This window comes from Bacteroides sp. MSK.20.12 (assembly GCF_019052435.1).
In the GTDB taxonomy this organism is placed as follows: Bacteria; Bacteroidota; Bacteroidia; order Bacteroidales; family Bacteroidaceae; genus Bacteroides; species Bacteroides xylanisolvens.
On the sequence record NZ_JAHQVH010000046.1, the window covers coordinates 21,124 to 38,165 of the forward strand.

Consider the following 17,042-nt stretch of genomic DNA (forward strand, 5'->3'; position numbering starts at 1 on the left):
AGAGTGCACCTTATTCTTTATCAGAAAAAAGGTGCACCAAAACACAAACAAAACAAACAATAGAGCGACCTTCACAGGCAGCCGATCCACGAGGGATCTTTATCTTAATCTGCCCATCTTGACAAGGGCAACATTCACATTTTCAGATCATGTAATTCAGAGCATCACAGCAGAAATTTTCGCCCTCATGCTGCTTATATGTCATATACAAATATTATTATACAATTTGCTCTATTAAACCCGATGTCACTTTACAAAGATAACACTATTCTATGTATTTCTATGAAAATGCCCAAAAAGAATTATTCTTTTTCTCATTCCAAACTTTAGCTATAAGCCAAAACATACAAGCTGAATGTCTAAAATCCATCATTTCACATATCGCTCCAGCCCTTCCTGCAGGAACTCTATATATTTTGGAATATCTTCATTATATGCATACGACTTATTCAACGGATTACCGTCATTATCCAGCAATACATAAAAAGGTTGGGCATTTGCTCCAAACTTCACCCGTTGCAGATAGCTCCATTTATCGCCTACTGTTCGTAAAGTGCGTTCCGTTCCATTCTCCACAACATTTATAGGCTCATTCAATGGAGTTTTATCATCCACATACAAAGAGATAAGTACATACTTATCATTGATGATACCACCCACTTTACTATCTGTCCACACAGCCGCCTCCATCTTACGACAATTCACACAACCATATCCAGTAAAATCGATCATCACAGGCATTCCCTGTTGTCGTGCATACTCCATACCGATTTCATAATCCTTGAATTTGGGGTGGACCTCATTCGAATATAAATTAAAGTCCTGTGTCATCACAGGAGGAGCAAATGCACTAACAGCTTTCAAAGGTGCCCCCCAAAGTCCGGGAATCATATATACAGCAAATGCTAAAGAAACAAGCGCAAGAAAGAAGCGCCCCACGCCTACCCTGTTTTCATCACCGTCATGCGGAAACTTGATCTTTCCCAACAGATATAACCCCATTAGTCCGAAAATCACAATCCATAACGCAAGGAAGGTTTCCCTATCCAAGATTCTCCAGCCATAGGCTAAGTCCGCAACCGACAAAAATTTCAAAGCAAAAGCCAGTTCCAGAAAGCCCAATGTGACTTTAATTACATTCATCCACCCTCCTGACTTAGGCATTGATTTCAGCCACGAAGGAAAAAGAGCAAACAGTGTGAATGGTAAAGCCAAAGCGATGGCAAAGCCTAACATTCCGATAGCAGGAGCAATCACGCTACCTGTCATAGAAACCTGTACGAGCAGAAAACCGATAATCGGCCCTGTGCAAGAGAAAGACACTAGAGATAACGTAAATGCCATCAGAAAAATGCTTAATAGGCCACTCGTCGCTTCCGCTTTGCTGTCCACTGCATTGCTCCATTTAGAAGGTAAAGTAAGTTCAAATGCCCCAAAGAAAGAAGCTGCAAAAACAACCAACATCAGGAAGAAAAGGATGTTGAATACGGCGTTTGTTGATAAAGCGTTCAATGCACTGGCACCAAATATTAAAGTAATTGCTAATCCCAGTGTTACATAAATCACGACAATTGAAGCACCATAAGTCCATGCATCCCGAATCCCTTTCTTCTTATCCTTGTTTCTTTTCAGGAAAAAACTCACAGTCATAGGAATAATCGGCCATACGCAGGGAGTGAACAAAGCCAATAATCCGCCAAGAAATCCAGTGACAAAGACATACAACCAAGATTTATCCTCTTGAGAATGTTCTTCACCTAACACCTGCAATTCATTGATTACCGGTTTCCAAAGATCACTTTCCGATTGCTTCTCTACCACATTTACCGGAGCCTCTTCTTTCCCTTTTGCAACTATTAAATCTGCTTCTGCTTTTTTCCCATATTTAAAAGGAATTTGAATCGGAGGTAAACAGCTCTCATCGTTACAAGCTCCAAACTCCAGAAACCCATCCATAAAGTAATCATTTCCTGTAAATTTCACTTTTTGGATAAACTGTACCGTATCTTCAAAATAGCGCACATTCATCTCGAACATCTTATCATAGATGCTGATTTCTTTTCCAACAGGTTGCAATTTACCCATTGTTTCTACATGATTACTCGCATTGATGTTGAAAGTAGCGGAAATGGGCCCATCATCCCCTAACCCGGTCGAATACACATGCCATCCTTTCTCTATCGAAGCAGTAAACACGATTTCCGCTTCCGTTTCAGATGTCATTTTCAACTCATTTTTGAACTTTACAGGTTCTTTGATTTGTGCTTGTATATTCCCGATTGTGTACCAACTCAATAATAAAAATAAAATAATTCTCATTTTTCTAAGTTCTAAATTGTAATCTATTAATTTCTTTTTCACCCTTATTTTTTCAAATAGCAAGCATCTTTAGGATATATGACTTCACATTTGAGAGGATAAAGAATAGAATGATGATCCACGTAATTTATTGAGTCCGGATGATACATGCTATAAACAGTTAACTCCAATTGGGCAGACTCTCCCGCACGAAAGACACGAGGTGCAGAGTCCTCGATATAGCTACGATCGATACGACGAAACTTTAAGAAGTTCTGAATATATGTAGTTTTAATATCACAAGCCACACGATGTTCAAATGTCGGTGCTTGCCCCATGCTTATATCATATCTATAGCGTTCTAATCTATTTTCTCCTGTTGGCTGACTTGGTTTACTTGGAGGTAAATTAACATTTCCTTCATTCACTTTTCCCTCTTCTGTAGAAGTCACATTATAATCAGGACGATAATATTTGGAAAAATAAAAATACCTCGCCGGGATATTTCTATTATTAGAGACTCTTGCAGTAACTTTATAATTCCCATAGTCATTAAATTTAATTCGCACATGTCCATTGTTTACTTGTACTATCGAAACACTTTGTGCTGTATTATTATCAAACGCACTTTCTTCTACGGTAATTTTAAAGGTAGGTGTAAATCCATCCTCCTGATACGCCACTTTGAAATCATAATACTCTCCAAGTTCAATACTACTTGGAACTGTAAAGGTTGGTTTATCATAAGCAGCATTAAACTTCTTTGTATATTTATATTCAGTACCATCTATAGCATCAGTTACTACAAAAGTAACAATACATTCTCCCGCTTCTACGAAACATAAATCGAATGAGTTCTCACCTGTTTTTTTTAATTCATAAGATCCTGGATTGCTAATTGGTTCTGCTGTAATTGTATATTTGGGATTATAGCACCACTCATACGTATATGAAGTTGTAACAGTATATTTCACTCCTATTTTTAGTTTCATTGTACCCTTGTTGTCTTCAGGAGTCGGGTTATAATCAATTTGAGTTTTAGCCGGATTCAATTGATATAATTCAGGAATAAGAACTTTATCTTCAAAAGAAAATCCATTCCAGAGATTTTTATTTGTTGCTAATCCCGATTCAGGTTGCATAATAGAAGTATCATATTCACTAGAATGTTCTAATCCAACCAAATGCCCTATAGCATGCATCAAAGCATACTTCTTTTGGTCTTTAGTCAATTCTGACCAGTATTTATATTTAGTATTTATATATATTTTATTTCCAACGTTACCATTTATAACTCCAGCAACACGTATGAATTCCGATGAGCTCATAGAATTTGCATTATCTTGGAATAAAACATCTATTATTGGACGGTTATGGGGTGAAAACGTATCAAAATAAGTACTAAAATGTAGGCAGCATTTGCTCAATTTATTCCATTCCGCTACAGCTTCTTTAAAAATAGTTTCATTACTATATTGGTTATCATAAAGTATCAGATGCATTCGATAACATTCAGGATTTATCCGTTTTTTATAATTCAAACGTGCTTCAGATTGTTCACGTAATTCTTGTAATCTTGATTTCTTAAAAATAAGTTCTGACTCAACCAAATAAAAAGAATCACAATCTACTATTGCTATGGTATCATACCCGTGAGCCGCTAATATTGCTTTATCAGCCTCAAGAATAGAAGAATAACTTTCTAGTCCTCTGGTTTTTATTTTCTCTGAAGTTGTTTTATCTTTAATTACCAACTCCTCCAGATTGCTACTGCATGAAAAGCAAAAAGAAGCCAGCAAACAATAGAACAAGAAACTCATCATATTTTTATCATTCATAGTATTCTTTTTTTAGTTAATTAATTATTTACCTGCGTAATAGAACGAAACCACTTATACTCCCCCTCTGCTCCTTCTCTCCATACTTTCAATTGATATGGCTTGGTTACAAAATATTTGTTTAAAGTAGGATTGTAAATTCTTACAGCAAAATTGTATGTTCCTTCACCACCATATAATACTATAACAGTCGTATACCAATTAGAATCAAATATTTCCTTCATAGCCCCATCGGCAGGTACAGGTCTATCTATCCAAAATCCATACTCATTCCCTTGATAGGCACCTCTCGGTATGACTATCGGATATTCAGAATCATAATTTACTATTGATATGTATGTATTAGACAAAGGACATTTATCACTCTCCCCAATACATAATAATTCACTTAAAGGTAGTGTTTTTTCGTAATGAGAGGTTGAATACCAGTTAGTTACCACATTATCCACGACTTCATATTGTGATTTACTTTCAGAATCATCATCCGAACAACTACTTATTAATCCTAACATTCCAATGAATATGATTAATTTATATAACGATTTATTCATCATAATATTCCATTTTGTTTCTATTCATTTATGAAGCAAAATGGGGATGCTCTCACTAACACCTTATCGAGAAGCATCCCCTTTAACTTAAGAGAAAATTTATTTCACAAGAGATTTAGTCTTACTAATATAAGTTTTCTACTTCCGGCTTGTTGTAAATGAGCGAGCCAAAAGTTCCCGCAGGGCGTTTCAAAGGTACAGATGGTACTCTGATGATTTCATCTTTTGAAGAACGTGTCAAAACAGCTCTTCCACTACGTTTCACCGGTTCTCCTGTAGTCGGATCCACCCCTTGAACATCGCATAGCGCCCAATATAATGGATAATTGAAATCAAAATTGTCCCAATCTCCGAAAGCATAAGGGAATACATTATCAATATCATCTTCATAGCTTGAGTTTTGATTATTCAACATGACATCCGGGTCAATACCGTCAGCATAATCTCCCCAGTCTTTTGCATTGAAAGAACGGAAAGTAATTGGAGCAAATTCATAATATTTATTTCCATATTTATATTCTTGCACTTCCATTCCTACGTTCTTTCCTTCCGTGCGGCTACCAAATAATTTCACAGGAAAATCGATGCCTCTTAATCCACTAATTATCAATTCACTGGCGGAAGCCGTTTCTTCCGAACAGATGATTCTTACAGATTTAAGATTTAGATCATCACCATCTCCAAAACGGATATATTCATCTGCACCGGAATTACGTTGCATTCTCATAAATACATCCGAACGATGTGATGTACCAGCGATAGAAGCGGCTAAATAACGAGCTAATTCAACAGAACCTCCATTGTTAAAACGTAAATCCAAAATCAAATCTGTGATGCCTTCAGCCTTGAACTGTTGAATTACATATTTCAAGTCTTCCTCAAAATTCAAATCAAAACCTAGATAAACTAAATAACCGATATTGAATTTATTCTCTTTTTTGTCTTTGATAAACATTGAGTTCAAGATAGGACTATTATTATAACTACCAGTGGTTAATGTAGTAGTTCCATCCACCAAATCATAGTCGCCCCGGTTTTCATCAAAGATTTTACGCCTATAGCCGATCTTAAAAGTTTCACCTCCACCTGCATAAAACAAAGTGCTCATATATTGCTGGTAATTACTCTTATTCAAAGTCGTACCATTCACAGCAACGATTACATCCCCCCGTCTCAATCCGGCTTTTTGAGCAGGAGATTCTAGATATACATATCCAATGGCTAATCCAATAGTTGTTTTATCCGGCATGTAAGAAGAGAAAAACGTTCCAAGTCCCGATCCTACAACACTTGTTGCACGAGTATTTGCACGAGTTCTACTGGAACCAGTTTCCATAATATAAGAATAGATATAACGCTTGCCTGCATTGACTGAAAATGCACGATAAGTTCCGCCATCCTCTATATTGGTTTTCATTGGTAAAAGATAAGTTGACAGAAAATTATCATAAGAAACCGATGCATAATCTACATCTAGTGTATTATATTCTTCTTTAAAGAGATAATGTTCCTTCAAAAATTTATCCATATACTCATTAAGAGCTAGATCTTCTGCTGCTCCGGATCCTCCTCCTTGTGTGATAGTACATACTGTAACAGGAGTTTTATATCCCTCCACTTGCACAACCACAGTCAATACTCGCTCTTTTCCGGATTCGTTTTTATTAATTTTCACCTTTAATCCCCCTTTACCGGCAGCAGAATTACCACTGGTATTAGTTATAGTAGCCCAATCTGCTCCTGTAGAATATTGTAGAGAAGGAGTCCATTTTCCAGAAGCCGTAAACGAAATTTCAACAGTCTCTCCATAAATAGAAACCGTCTTTTCCGTTTCAGTACCAATCGCAGTGATTCCATTATCAGTATCACCGACATCTCCCCCGTCGTCGCTATCTGAACAATTACTGAAAGCAATCAGACACAAGGCAAGCAATACTATACTATAAAAGCTATTAAATAAGTTTTTCATCTATCATTATTATTAAATTAGAAAAATTAAAAAGATTATTGTGCCGGAGCTTCTACTACGGTTTTAGAAACCTCATAAAAACGTCCTTCTTCATCCATCCAGGTTATATTGATATTAGTAGGTAATGTTCCGTAAGCACTTCCCGAATAAGTAGTTGTTTGTTTTACTCCGTTTTTCATTACATACCTGATTTGTTCATCATACATACCAGTCAGATAATCTGCCGGTCCGGCAAATACATAAAATACTTTGCAGGCAGCCTTAGGTTTCACAGTGTAAGAAACGGTATAAAACTTATCTTTTTCTATCTTGTCAATCGTCACTTCCGGCACACTGGCATTCCATAAATCCGGGTCTCTGTCTTTTCGCACGTAAGTCGGCTTCGCACTGGTGTATTCCTTCTTTGTTATGGTTGAAGAAGGGTTACCATCAGTATCAACTGCTATCATGAACAGTACATATTCCGAATTAAATGCTATGTCCTCGATCACCAGTTGATGATTTTTCAGTTCAGCAGCAACAATTTCAGTAACATTATCATTCATAATTAATGCTTGTTTTACCATTTCTTCATTTCCCCAATACGGATAGTTTTTGAAATCACTCAATTTCATGTGAACATAACGGAACTTTTCCGGATTTCCAGTCGGGGTCAACGTTAAAGTCGTAGACACAGTTCCTGCCTCTATTGCCACGTCTACCGAGATTGATGAATTATAAGATATTTCTTTGGAATCAGCCTGTACTTTGACTAATGACCCGAGTTGCCCTTTTTCATTTAATGCTACTGCAATAAAAAAGCCTTTTGTTCCCGGTTCTAAAGAGGCTCTTTCAAAGTTTTCTACCTCTTTGGAAGAATCTCCATTTTTAATAAGATAGGAAATAACTTCCTTGTCGGTACCATAATTTGCCAGAGTTTGCTCCTTCATATAAGAATAATAGAACTTATAACAGTCAGTTCCGGGAGTAATAGTCGCACTTACACTTGAAACCGTAGTAACAACACTATTAATATTTATCGTCGCTGTCCCGTCATACGTCAACGCAGGCACAGGAATCTCCACAGCTACCAGTTCTTCTGTTTTATACCCTTTTTCTTCTTTATAAGGAATAGCCCAAAGTACATACGTTGTTCCAGGTATTACCTTTGGAAGAAAATCTAACACCTTACCTTCCAACGGCCCGTTATAATCCGAATATTGTTTAGTTCCTCCCCCATAAGCCAGATCTTCAATAACTCTTTCAGGTGAATAATTCGGCTTATCTATAATCCCTGTATAATAAACGTCACAACCCTTTCTGATTGCAGAAACCGTTGCACCTTCAAACGTTATATCCGAAACCTTCAGTTCTACTGTTGCAGCAGTCTTAATCACGCTGGCAATCACGTCATCAGGCAAATATTCACTACCAGCTTCAGATGGAGGTACTGCCCAAATCATATATGTCTTTCCGGCTTCAGGATCCTTACCTATCAGTTCTGCCAATGGAACTTTATCAAGAGCTGCTGTCTTCATGTACATACGGGCAGCATATCCGTTCACTAATTCAGCTACGGCCTCTGCACTATATTCATTAATTTCCAGCACTCCCAAATAATACATTTCTACACCATTCGTCAGAATAGTAGAAACCGTTTGGCCTTCAACAGATATAGTAACAGGAGCCTCACCTATTATTACCGGAATCTCCGAGATTATGCTCTGCCCATTAGACGCAACAGCCATTATTGCCACTTTGCCCCCCGTTTCTGCATACTGATTCTCTGCAACAGGAGCAATAATAGTCAATCCCTTTCCTGTCAATGAAGCTTTCCAACCGTCAGGCTTCGTTACGGTATACTTAGAAATACCACTCATTTCAACCGAAATCAGTTTCTCCTCACCGTTTGCAAAATATTGTTTTCCCGATAATATTTCACATTTCAATTCCTTAGATTTCGACAACTTTAATATTGTGCCATCTTTCAGAGTGAAATATGCATAATCATCATCCTGACTTACTCCACTGAAAAGAGAGGTATCCCCCGTCCCTTCGCCGGATGCATACACACCCGTAGGTTCCCAAGTCTTTCCACCGTCTGTCGAAATCTCCCACTCTTTTGTATTCGTATTAATGCGAATTTTAGGAGCAGCAGCCGTCACGGGCATCATATTCCCTTCTCCATCTTTCAGGAATGTCTTCTTGCCGTCTGTACTGGTTATTCCCCAATAATAAACGCCATCTTCTTCGTTTTTTATCACAGTTATTTGCGGAGCATCTTCTCCGTTTTCACCATTACGAATAGTTACTTCCGTCTTATCTGAAAACTTAATTGTATAACTTCCGTCTTCATTCTCCAACACAGAAGCAATTGATTTATTTTGAGATAAAGCATCAGTCAGCGTCTTCAATGTGGAAATATCAGTTTGTACACTTTGCAAAGAAGCTTCTAACTTATCCATGCGATCTTCCAAACCGGAAATCGAATTCTTCAAATCATCGTCATTATAACATGACGAAAATGTCATAACACATACAGCCAGGAAACACATACATTTTCCTATGCCACCTAAAAATTGATTTCTTCTCATACCCATAAAAAGTTTAATGATTAGAGAAAAACCGCACGATAGATTTACACACTATCGTGCGGTAAATTAGTTTTGCCGATGTTTATTTGGAGTGAGGATGTTTACCCAATTTCTTCAAATCAAGATAAATAACACTTTCACTTCTCATGACTCCCGGAGTATTCACTTTCACTTGTTCATTAACAATCAATTTTGCAGGAACCCGGTTATCTTTCTTCACTACTTGAGGTTTCGCTATTCCCTTTATTCCTTTTTTCAATTTCGGAGCATCAGGGAATAATACGGAAGGATCAGTAATAATACCTTTTTCTTTATCATAGAATACTGTATAAAGGTCGCCAATTACTTCATTTCCGTCAGCATCGGCACCAATAGGCACACATAAAGCAACCAGTCGTTTGGCTTCACTTGTCTTATCATACGATTGAGTAGTTGAGTTGACACCTGATAAACCATAATCCAGACAATGCTCTTTCCATACATCCATACATTCCTGATAAGTATAATCACCACTTGCGGAATAGTTATCTTCTGTAATGGTATAATATAGTTTGGCAACATCCTTCACAATAGAATACTGAACTGTAAAGTTATTCAAATCACTCATATAGGCATTCAGTTGCATCGTTGGATTCGGCCCTGCTATAATAGCTTCAGTCGTCGCTTTCACAATCTTCACATCTGTCAATACGCCATCCCAGTCTTCTGCCATATAAGCGAATGTGTATTCCGTTCCAGGATCCAAACCGGTCCATTTAAAATTTTCTACTCCTCCATTCGCATTCGCAGCCCATATATTTGAATTTTCTGACATCAGATATTTAATCAGTTCAGCCTTATTACCTTCTTCAAGTAAATCCGGCGTCATAATGTATTGATGATAATATACTGCCGCTTCCTGATTATAAGTATAGGTTAATTTCAGGCTTGTCCGTCCCGGATCGGAAATGGCAATATCTATCGTAGCTTTAGATGCTCCCGGATTATCCGTTACTCGTGCTTTGGTAGAAAAAGTTTCCGTCTTCACTTCTGATAATTGTCCATACATATTACGACCTACATAAGCAACAACATAAGAAGTATTAGGATCAAGAGCATGTTGGTAATCTGTAGTTGCATACGAGCCTTCCTGACTGAAATTTATATTCTTAATCCCCCATCCTTCTTGATCTAAAGCTTGTGCCAATGCCGTCATTGTTGCTTCATCGGCATTTTCATAAGGTGCCCAGTCAGCAGCGCTGAATATACGATAAAACATGGCATAACAAGTTTTCTCCATTTTTACATCCATGTTAACAATAGAAGCACCTGTTTTTGCAATCTTCAGGTCACATTCCGCCTCGTCCGGATTATCAGGAATTTCTTTCAATTGGAAATCCTGCCGTACATAATCTCCTTTATTCTTATTCTCATCCAGTCCGATAGTAGTAGCCGTAAATTTTCTTTTCGAATCGGCATTATATCCAAAATCAACTATATATAATAATTCTTCTTCAGGTACCTGTGCATCTTCTGATGTCTGTGTCCAGTGTCTCATAAAGTCGATATACATATTCTGTCCATAAGCTTCAATAAACGCATCGATAGGTTCGGAATCCGCACAGAACTGATAGAAATACTTGCAATCCTCATTGGGGACATATTGAATGGCAGCTGCCTGATAACTTGCTTTAACATCAATTTCAACACGAGGATGGCCTGCTACATCTCCTGAAGGAGTTTTCAAATAACAGATTTTCATATCAGCCGGATTTTGTCCGCCTTCATCATTACACCCTACCGTTATAATCAAATATTCTGCTCCCGGCACAATCTCCGATTGAGCATATTTGGAATTTGTCCAGTCAAACTCTGTATTCGGGTAACTATCTCCTAATGTTTTCCTGTTGAAAGTATAAGCACCGGCACCCTCCGAATTATAGAGAGCTTTCAGAATCAAATCTTCGATTTCTTCTTCACTTGCACCTGAACCGCCACTTTCAAATAAGTAGTTATACATACGACATAAAGGATAAACATCCAAACGATAAGATTGCACCTTATCTCCCGGGGTACATTCAAACACAAAGTTGTTGGTAGTTTTGCTAGTCACTTTGATGCCTACCCCACGTTCACCACCATCCACTTCGTTTTCTACCCATCTGATTGGAGTTGGTACAGGAGGAAGTGGTACATCCGGGGTCACCGGCACGTCAGGTTCCACAGCAGGTTCATCCTTATCCGAACACGATAGCACCATAGGGCTTATAACTAACACCAGCCCTAATAAAAATAATAAGCTAATTAATTTCTTCTTCATAATTCTAAGTGATAAATGTGATTAATCATTTACATATTCATAATCGGCATTGCCGTTTATTGCTTCGCAAACAGCCAAATTGTTTACATAGCCGTTTTCATCCATTACTAATGCATAAAAAGAAAGATTCTCTGCTTTCCATGTATCGTCTAATGCCACAGTATACTCCTTAACTTCTTCCTTATCTTCTGCAATTTGTCCCAGTTTGTCACCTTCTACAGAAGCAGAAAGTAATTTGCGGACTACATGATTATGTGTATAGTCCCGATAGTTGCCTCCGTCATTTTGCTGATACTTCAATCCATTTTCAACAACATACAATACCAGGCGGTAATCAGCCGTTTTCTCCGAAGTCACTTTCACAGTAACTTTAGCTTCGGAATCAACCTCATTATAAACAGAGCTGATAGCTACTCCGCAATGAGCGGGGTATTTTTCCAAAGACTCATTAAATATAGCCCGCATGACACTATAGTTTTCAGATAGCCCCATTGTCCCACGCATATCAACCACGCATGAAGGATAACCGGAGATAGCAAACTTTCTGGAAAGAATCGATGACTGTTCAATTGTCATTGGATCGGCACTTGTCCCATCAACATGAAATGACATCAGATAAACAATTCCCTCGTAACTCGAACTTATCAGATAATTCAGGCGGGTCATTCCTGCCGGACACATGGCACACCATGTTCCGGTGAACTCCATTGCGCAGATGCGTCTCACAAAATTGGATACTGTACCTGATGTACTTTTTGCAACTACTGTTATCAATTTGGATACATATTTGCCATAAGATGCTTCAAAAGCGTAGGTTCCGGCTTTAGAAGTAGAAAAGGTATTTCCATCCAAAGTTTGTCCGTCCATCACGGAACGGATGATTGCATCAGCAGTTACATCTATTCCCGCATGCATTACCGTAAAGGTTATAATATCCTTTCCGTCCGCAGTCAACGTATTTTTATCGACGCTCAAAATCACTTCCGTCTGCTCCGAATCATCGGAATTGCCTGAACAGGAAATCCAGCATATTCCCACACAGCACATACAGACCAGCAATATTATTTTATAGACATTTATACACATAACTCTTCTTTATTCGTTATACAAGTAATCTGCTGATTCTCCAAGTTTACACTCATTTACATTGTTACACGTATAAGTCTTTCCTCCATCCAAAGTTGTCAGCATCGACACTATCACACGCATATTATCCACATTCCATCCTGGTTCCAATTGATAAGATCGTTTCATGGTAGATTCCACTCCCGCATTTACTTCCCCATTAAAACGGTCGCCGTTCAACGATGTGGACACCACTGCACGTACCACATTATTATGCGTATAATCATTCGCGCCATTCGTTTGAAAGTATTTGATTCCATCCTCTACCAGATAAATCAAACAACGATAAGTGTTTGTTACGTTGGAAGTTAATTTGCCAGTAATCTTCACTGTACGGTCATAAGCATTATACACAGACTCAACAGCTACCCCACAAGAAGCCGGATAGTTACTTAATTCTTTCTGAAGCTCTTCTTCAATCTGGCTCTTGATACTGATCATTTCTTTAGTACCCTTACGCAGATTGTAAAAGAAACGAGGCAGTCCCGAGAAATTACCGAGAATATTAGTCCGGTAATTATTGGTAGCTGCTGTACTCATGGGATCCGTCATTCCTCCGAAATCCATGTGGAAAGAAGCGATAGCCAATCGCCCCGGTTGTTCAGTCTGAATTGCTTTCAATGTAGTGCTAAGCGCCGGACAGGCCTGGCACCCGATAGAAGTAAACTGCATCCCCAGTAATTTATGATAATAGCTGGTTCCTCCTGATACGGGAGCAACCTGAACGGTCACTTCATTTTCACTGACCATTGCTTTTCCTTCATAATAGCGGGCTTTAAAGACATACGTACCCGGCACTGAAGTGCTGAAAGCACGAACACCATAATCCAGGTTTTCCTCTCCCGATTCCTTTACCAAAATCAGGTTCATTGTGCTTTCTTCACTTACATCTTTTGTACCCAGTTTGACCGTGAAGGTCACTTTTTCTACTCCATCTGCCTGTATAGCCGTCTTATCAGCTGTAATACGCAAAATGCCGTCATCCGTCCCTCCATTCTCCGTTTCGTCCGAATTGCCGGAACAGGATGACAGCATTGCTAAACAAAGGATCATTACAATTGGTAGAATTGTCGAGTATATTTTTTTCATAAGCCTCAATCATTATAGAGATAGTCTATGCTACCATTGATAGAACATTCGGTTATATTATCCACCATATACGCGTCATCCACTTTACGCAATGCATAAACCACTACACGCGATGTGGCAGGATTCAGGTTCTTTGCATTAGAAATGCTGAAAGTTGCGGCAGTGTGCTCCTCGTTTGCACTCACAGTAAACCGTCCGTCGGTTGACATCGACAGGTAATTGTTGGAAATAGCTCTTACTGTATAATCGTACGAGGTCTCATTTCCTCCGGATGCTGTTAAGCCATCAGTCACCAAGACATAAACAAGGTCATATTCTCCTCCCAAGCTCGACTTCAGTGCGGCATCCACCGTAATCTCACCCATAGAAGAATTATAAGATGTATTTACCTTAATTCCACAGGTTGCCGGATATTGTCGGATTTGACTTTGTAAAGTCTGTTTGATAGCACTCACGTTCCTGTCTATCGACATGACTTTCAAATCATAGATACAGGTAGGAAAACCGGACGCTCCAAAACGGCCCATGATTGTGCTTGTCTGTGACAAATGGAACGGGTCAGTGGCGGAACTGCTGGAAGAATGAAAAGCCATTTTTACCATACGTCCCGGCATCAGTTCTTCCACTTTCTTTAATGCCGAAGTCATGGCCGGACAATAAGTACACCAAGTTCCCGTCATTTTGAAGACACCTACTTTACGATAGAAAAGTTCATAATTCTTACGATTCTGTGCGGTTACGGAAACTTCATCCGACTCCCAGTCCAGGTAATATGCCTTAAACTTATGTGTCCCGTTCTCTACTGCCGAGAACGTATTGGTCCGTCTCTCCAAATAATCACCGGTAGTTACATCTTCAAAATATACATTCTTCATATATTCGGAAGTCGTCAGTACTTTTCCATTGGCATCAGTCACCGTAAAAGTCGCCACATCTGTTCCATTGGCTTCAATCTTGGCTTTATCCACAGTCAAAGTAATAGGTCCTGTCACTTCGCCGTTATCCGGCTCTTCACCATTGTCGTCAGAATTACCGCTGCACGCTGTAAAACATCCGCACAAGCATATCAGACTTGACATAAAAAACATTGTAAATTTTCTCATATTCTATATTCTAATTAATAAATGTTTCGATGAACTCAAAATGAAGTAGTTATAGTCAGGTTGGCACCTGTATATTTAGGAATCGTCCGGCAAACTCCACCAGAGCAGACGTACCCTTCCTTGTTACGACCATAACTCAAGGCTATACGCGTACGTGACTTGGCATAACTGGCTCCCACATTGTAATAATGGATTTTATCCTTGCCGTGATTATACATATCACTTCCGTAAATGCTCCATGCCGGAGCAAAATTTATCTCCAACAGAGCTGCCATCCAGTCCTTCTGATCTTCTTTTGTAGTTAGATATTGCAACTCCATGCGAGTTGAAAAAGAAGGCGTGAACTTATATTGCAAATCTGCTACAAAAATATTCGATAGATTAGTCGTTTTATTCGCTCCGTACGAAGGGCTATATTCTTGCATAGAATAAAGCAAGTTCATTTTGAATGACTTTGTCCATTGCTTTTCCACATCAACACTAAAGTCACGAAATGCCAAGTTACCTATCTGGGCTGTTCCTTCTTTTTCTAAAGCATAATAGGTAGAAAAGTTAGCATGTAATTTCAAACCGCGTTTACCTCCAATGACCGTTCCTCTTTTGAAATGATAAAAGACATCCAATTGTCCGCCCATCTCACCGCTAACTGCATTTGTCACATCTCCTATTTGTGGAGTATGAGGATGCAAGTTGGTCAACATATAGGTATATTGCGTACTCATAGCCGGGACATAATTCAACAGATTCGAAGTCGAACCATTACCGGCAATAATCTCACTATTCATCCATTCCAAACGGCGCCCGGTCAGATTTACTCCCAACCCATTGCCGCTATATCCCAGCTCCAGCAATTGCGCATTGGCACGTTTCCTTGCATAAAGTTGGTCATCATGGATGAAATTATAATATTTATTGCCACCGTCCACATATTCACCTTTCGCTGTAAATCCGGAGCGTTCAAAATTTACCCGTCCAGAGAAGCCATTCGAATAAGGTTTTCCCCCTTCTTCTTCGAGGTCGATATTGATTTTCTCATATCGGTTCAATGCCCCTCCTTCGATACTCAAGGACGTATTTTGCCAACTAAGCATTTCAGATAAGGAGAAACTTACATCTACGCCACGTACTTGTGTGTCGGAAAAGTCCATACCAAAACGTGGAGTTCCCCAAATGGCCTTCAACCTTACAATATTCTTGTAATTGTAAGTAAAACGTGCTCCCATCACCGCATTATTCAAACCAAGCATACGGTCCTCCCAACTACGGAATAGCAGTCCACTCCCAAACTGCTCATAAAATGTACCCGCTGTTACGGAAAAATCCTTGTCGGCCCAAGATACGTAATAGTTGGTTAGTTTTGCTTTCTCCAATTCTGTCGGGTATCCCACCAGTACCGGTTCATAGGCTTCCAACTGTACACCTACGGCAAACTTACCTTGATAGTAATCCAGTTTCAGATAATTGTTCGAACCGAAATGATCTTCCGGAGATTCTGCTTTTGTCTTACTATCATCCTTGTAGTAAATCGTATTCGTTTCAAAGCTCCCTGTCAGATAACCTTTTTTGTTATCTTGCTGCGCATAGGTTAGAGTAGACACTAACGCTACTAAAGCCAACACCTGAATTCTTATTCTAGTCATGTCATTGCGTTTATCTATGAATAATAACAGTTTCTATTTCTGTAGTTTTTTTATCGCTTTCAGTAGTTCCAGCTCACTTCCCGGCGCATACCCGGTGTGTGAATAGACAATCTTCCCATCTGCATCCACTACATATACCTGTGGAGTCAGGCTCACATTCATAGCTCGCATGAATTCCTGATTTTTATCATACAACATGATAAAATCATCCCATCCATGTCCCTCTGCCAATGCACGCGCTTTAGCAGTAGAACGGCTGTCATCTGTCGAAACAGCTACTACACGGAAATTAGCTTCTTCCAACCAATCGGGCAATTGTTCATTTATAGCGTCCAATTCACGAATACATGGTTTACAGGTTGTTGCCCAAAAAGAAATAATCATAGGTGTTTTGTGATTAACCAGGGAGGAGGTATTTACCTGTGCTCCTTTCGTATTTTCAACCTTGACTGATGGTATTTGTGCCATGGTACAAGTTAGAAAAGCGAACAACAGCGTAATGCAGACAATTAATGCTCTCATAAGTTCTTTTTATTTGTTATGTTAATAATCTTGTT

At 38.9% G+C, this 17,042-nt stretch carries 11 protein-coding genes; all 11 read right to left on the bottom strand.

The features are described 5' to 3' along the window. Positions 1-369: 369 nt before the first annotated feature. Positions 370-2,319, bottom strand: a complete 1,950-nt coding sequence (locus tag KTR06_RS19645; RefSeq protein WP_217290731.1) for a cytochrome c biogenesis protein CcdA — start codon at positions 2,317-2,319, stop codon at positions 370-372. 44 nt (positions 2,320-2,363) lie between these two features. Beyond that, on the bottom strand, positions 2,364-4,136 hold the full coding sequence (locus KTR06_RS19650) for a hypothetical protein (protein WP_217290732.1): 1,773 nt from the start codon (positions 4,134-4,136) through the stop codon (positions 2,364-2,366). A 20-nt stretch (positions 4,137-4,156) separates the two neighbouring features. Beyond that, entirely contained in the window at positions 4,157-4,690 is a 534-nt protein-coding gene (locus KTR06_RS19655; protein ID WP_254306446.1) for a hypothetical protein, read from the bottom strand. Between the two features lie 121 nt (positions 4,691-4,811). Continuing rightward, entirely contained in the window at positions 4,812-6,656 is a 1,845-nt protein-coding gene (locus KTR06_RS19660; protein ID WP_217290733.1) for a S41 family peptidase, read from the bottom strand. Between the two features lie 35 nt (positions 6,657-6,691). Continuing rightward, positions 6,692-9,235: a PL29 family lyase N-terminal domain-containing protein gene (locus KTR06_RS19665; RefSeq protein ID WP_371745222.1), complete on the bottom strand. Its 2,544-nt coding sequence runs from the start codon at positions 9,233-9,235 to the stop codon at positions 6,692-6,694. A 76-nt stretch (positions 9,236-9,311) separates the two neighbouring features. Continuing rightward, entirely contained in the window at positions 9,312-11,528 is a 2,217-nt protein-coding gene (locus KTR06_RS19670; RefSeq protein WP_217290735.1) for a hypothetical protein, read from the bottom strand. Between the two features lie 21 nt (positions 11,529-11,549). After that, positions 11,550-12,614 (bottom strand): Omp28-related outer membrane protein, encoded by a 1,065-nt coding sequence (locus KTR06_RS19675; protein WP_149939236.1) that lies wholly within the window; start codon positions 12,612-12,614, stop codon positions 11,550-11,552. A gap of 9 nt (positions 12,615-12,623) precedes the next feature. Beyond that, positions 12,624-13,742, bottom strand: coding sequence for an Omp28-related outer membrane protein (locus KTR06_RS19680; RefSeq protein ID WP_118220074.1), 1,119 nt, complete (start codon positions 13,740-13,742; stop codon positions 12,624-12,626). Between the two features lie 5 nt (positions 13,743-13,747). Continuing rightward, a complete protein-coding gene (locus KTR06_RS19685; RefSeq protein ID WP_118220073.1) occupies positions 13,748-14,845 on the bottom strand; it encodes an Omp28-related outer membrane protein in 1,098 nt (365 codons plus the stop codon). A 35-nt stretch (positions 14,846-14,880) separates the two neighbouring features. Beyond that, the gene (locus tag KTR06_RS19690; protein WP_217290736.1) at positions 14,881-16,485 is read right to left on the bottom strand and encodes a DUF6029 family protein; all 1,605 of its coding nucleotides are present in this window, start codon (positions 16,483-16,485) and stop codon (positions 14,881-14,883) included. 33 nt (positions 16,486-16,518) lie between these two features. After that, positions 16,519-17,007, bottom strand: coding sequence for a peroxiredoxin (locus KTR06_RS19695; protein ID WP_055235047.1), 489 nt, complete (start codon positions 17,005-17,007; stop codon positions 16,519-16,521). Positions 17,008-17,042 lie beyond the last annotated feature (35 nt).

Coding starts and splice junctions, on each gene's coding strand:
- KTR06_RS19670 (WP_217290735.1), bottom strand. CDS start 11,528: ATGAAGAAGAAATTAATTAGCTTATTATTTTTATTAGGGCTGGTGTTA.
- KTR06_RS19690 (WP_217290736.1), bottom strand. CDS start 16,485: ATGACTAGAATAAGAATTCAGGTGTTGGCTTTAGTAGCGTTAGTGTCT.
- KTR06_RS19645 (WP_217290731.1), bottom strand. CDS start 2,319: ATGAGAATTATTTTATTTTTATTATTGAGTTGGTACACAATCGGGAAT.
- KTR06_RS19655 (WP_254306446.1), bottom strand. CDS start 4,690: ATGATGAATAAATCGTTATATAAATTAATCATATTCATTGGAATGTTA.
- KTR06_RS19675 (WP_149939236.1), bottom strand. CDS start 12,614: ATGTGTATAAATGTCTATAAAATAATATTGCTGGTCTGTATGTGCTGT.
- KTR06_RS19680 (WP_118220074.1), bottom strand. CDS start 13,742: ATGAAAAAAATATACTCGACAATTCTACCAATTGTAATGATCCTTTGT.
- KTR06_RS19660 (WP_217290733.1), bottom strand. CDS start 6,656: ATGAAAAACTTATTTAATAGCTTTTATAGTATAGTATTGCTTGCCTTG.
- KTR06_RS19685 (WP_118220073.1), bottom strand. CDS start 14,845: ATGAGAAAATTTACAATGTTTTTTATGTCAAGTCTGATATGCTTGTGC.
- KTR06_RS19695 (WP_055235047.1), bottom strand. CDS start 17,007: ATGAGAGCATTAATTGTCTGCATTACGCTGTTGTTCGCTTTTCTAACT.
- KTR06_RS19665 (WP_371745222.1), bottom strand. CDS start 9,235: ATGGGTATGAGAAGAAATCAATTTTTAGGTGGCATAGGAAAATGTATG.
- KTR06_RS19650 (WP_217290732.1), bottom strand. CDS start 4,136: ATGAATGATAAAAATATGATGAGTTTCTTGTTCTATTGTTTGCTGGCT.